Consider the following 2,719-nt stretch of genomic DNA (forward strand, 5'->3'; position numbering starts at 1 on the left):
ATCAGCTCACGCCGTTACGGCTTGCGCAAAATCTTCCTCATCGAGCTCGTCCTCGACCGGCGAGAAGGTGCTCAGCGGTTTGGTCGAAAGCGTGATCGGCTTGCGATTGCCGTAGGAGGATGACGGCGTGGCGCGGCTGCTTCGCGTTTCGCGGGACAGCGCGTAGAGTGTGGAACCGACGCGCCCGCCCAGCTGGATCAATTCGCGTTCGCTGCAGCTTGCCGCGATCGAAAGCGCCAGCGAGTGCAGATGGCTCCTGCGATAGCAGAACAGCGCCAGCATGGCCCGGACGTCGGAGGAAACGCTCTCCATCAGCACCGGCAGGCCGTTTTCGTTGGCGCGATACATCTCGCCAAGCAATTCATCCCGGACCGGGCAGAAATCGTTTTCGTAGGCGTCGCGGCTTGAAAACATGGCAGTTCTCCCTGACCGCAAGGATGCAGTGCAACCTTCTAACGAAAGGTTAACCACGGGCCCCTGTAGTCACACGGGTATCTTGACCTTGCCGAATCGGCCGTACGCCCGCGGCGATCCGAGCCTGATGACGGCGGGATCAGCCGTTCGCCGACATGAAGATCGCCAGGCCGAAGCCGGTGAGATGATGCAGGGCCTGGTCGACGCCGATCAGCGTCCAGAACCACGGATGTTCGTGGGTCACGCCGAATGTCGATGCGCAAAGCCCCTTGGCGCGGTCGACCAGAATGTGAATGAAAAAGTCGATGATGGCGACGAACCAGAACCTTGGCGCAATGATCAGAATCAGGGTCATGGCCACGGCGAGATGCACCAGGCAGTGCGCCAGCAGTGGCAGCGCCCAGCCGGTCTTCTGGTCCTTGCCGATCGCCATCCAGGAATTCTGCAGCACGAAATCCGCGATGATGTGCTTGACGGTGAGGAGCAGCATCCACCCGACCAGCGCACCTACCGGGACCGACGACGACATTGTGGGAAGCAACAAAGCTGACGCCCTTCGCTGGGACTGATTGGGACGGACCGGAGGCGTTCAGCGCAACTCTTCTCAAACCCGGACAATTCGATCGGTATTTGTCATTTATGACATCTCCTGTGTCGGATTGCACCTGTGGGCGGTTCGAAAAACCCAGGGTGTGGCCTAACGGCGATTGATCGGCGCTTCGGAGCCGCGGGTAAGGTTACTTGCCCGGGCCGATTGCAATTGGCCGGGGGCGGGATATCATCCCGCAACGAAAAAATTGTCGTTCTTTTTTAGGTATTTACGATCTCGCCGGGCGACCCGCGGAGCCAGCAGAGGCGGTGCGCCGACCCGGCCCGGACATGAGCCATGAGCGCAGAAATCCCGACGCCGCAGCCGGCAAAGCCCGCCACGCGATCCCGGCTTGTCAAAAGCAACCGCCGCCAGATGCTGCTATTTGCCGCGCTGACGGTGATTCTGACGATCGCGACCGTGTGGGGCTCGCGGGTCTGGCTGAATTCCGAAACACTGGTTTTCGCGGTCGGCAACGCCAACGGCCCGGAAGCCAGGTTCGCCGCCAGGCTCGCCACCATGCTGAAAAGCACCAACTCGCGGCTGCACCTCAAGATCGTTGCCAGTCCCGACAGCGCCACGGCGCTAGCGCAGTTCGATCGCAAGCAGGCGGATCTTGCGGTGCTGCGCACCGACGCCAAGGTTCCGCCCCGCGCCCGCGCCGTTGCGATCCTGGACAATGACGTGGTGCTGCTGGTCAGCCCAGCCGGCAAGAAGATCAAGTCGCTCGCGGAGCTGAAGAAGCGCAAGGTCGCGCTCGTGGCCGACGCCGACAGCGGCGCCACCTTCATCCGCCGGCTGCTCGAAGTCTCCGACGATCCCGCCTTCGCTTCAAAGCTGCAGATGGCACCGCCGATTGCGACTTTCGACAAATTGCTGGCGCCCGGCGGCTATGGCGCGGTGATCGCCATTGCCCCGGTCTCCCGGCTCCTGAGGGACAGGAGCATCGAGCAGCAGATCAGGCGTGGTGGATTGATTCTGAACGATATCAGCGAGTCGAAGGCGCTGGTCAGGAGATATCCCGGCCTTACCGAGCAAACGCTGACGGAGGGGTTGCTATCCTCGACGCCCGCGATTCCCGCGGCGGACCTGGAGACGGTCGGGCTGCAGTGGCTGCTGGTGGCGCAGTCCCGGCTGTCGACCGCGGTCGCGGGCAATCTCGCGCGGGCGATCTACGAGAACAAGGCCGAGTTGGCGCTGGACAACGGCTTCGCCTCCAAGATCGAACCTGCCAGCATCGACAAGGACGCCTTCATCGTCGCGCACCAGGGCGCCGCCGACTACATCAACGACGACACCAAAACATTCGTCGACCGCTACAGCGACCTCGCCTATCTCGGCGTCGCCGTGCTCGGCATCATCGGTTCGCTGTTCGCCGCGCTCTACACCAAGGTGACCCGGGTCGCGCCGGAGAAGGCCAGCGAGCTGGCGACGGCCATTCTCGATATCGGCGAGCGAATGGAACATGCTTCCTCGATGGACGCGCTCGACGCGTTGCAGGACGAACTCGAGACCGTGCTGCGGGGGGTGGTGATCGGGCTGCGCGACGGCACCATCTCCAAGGACGGGCTGGATACGTTCAAGCTCGGTTATGAATTCGTGCGCGACGAGCTCGCTTTGCGGCGCGAGAGCCTGAAGCGGCACGCCGGTCATGACGACAAGGTGGTGATCGTCAAGTCGGCGCAGAGCGCCTGAGCGACGCAAAAAAAGCCCCGG

General features: G+C 62.7%; 3 protein-coding genes. 1 reads left to right on the forward strand and 2 read right to left on the reverse strand.

The features are described from left to right. Positions 1-6: 6 nt before the first annotated feature. Positions 7-414, reverse strand: coding sequence for a hypothetical protein (locus Q8N40_RS01910; RefSeq protein ID WP_305320402.1), 408 nt, complete (start codon positions 412-414; stop codon positions 7-9). A 139-nt stretch (positions 415-553) separates the two neighbouring features. Next, the gene (locus tag Q8N40_RS01915; RefSeq protein WP_305710604.1) at positions 554-904 is read right to left on the reverse strand and encodes a DUF3307 domain-containing protein; all 351 of its coding nucleotides are present in this window, start codon (positions 902-904) and stop codon (positions 554-556) included. Between the two features lie 396 nt (positions 905-1,300). On the opposite strand from Q8N40_RS01915, the gene Q8N40_RS01920 reads away from it, so the two are divergent. Next, complete coding sequence (locus tag Q8N40_RS01920; protein ID WP_305320401.1) at positions 1,301-2,698, forward strand: TAXI family TRAP transporter solute-binding subunit; 1,398 nt, start codon at positions 1,301-1,303, stop codon at positions 2,696-2,698. The last annotated feature ends 21 nt before the right edge of the window (positions 2,699-2,719 follow it).

Source organism: Bradyrhizobium sp. (assembly GCF_030693485.1).
Classification (GTDB): Bacteria; Pseudomonadota; Alphaproteobacteria; order Rhizobiales; family Xanthobacteraceae; genus Bradyrhizobium.

Excerpts from the sequence above, each read along its gene's own strand:
- Q8N40_RS01910 (WP_305320402.1), bottom strand. The coding sequence starts at position 414 with ATGTTTTCAAGCCGCGACGCCTACGAAAACGATTTCTGCCCGGTCCGG.
- Q8N40_RS01915 (WP_305710604.1), bottom strand. The coding sequence starts at position 904 with ATGCTGCTCCTCACCGTCAAGCACATCATCGCGGATTTCGTGCTGCAG.
- Q8N40_RS01920 (WP_305320401.1), top strand. The coding sequence starts at position 1,301 with ATGAGCGCAGAAATCCCGACGCCGCAGCCGGCAAAGCCCGCCACGCGA.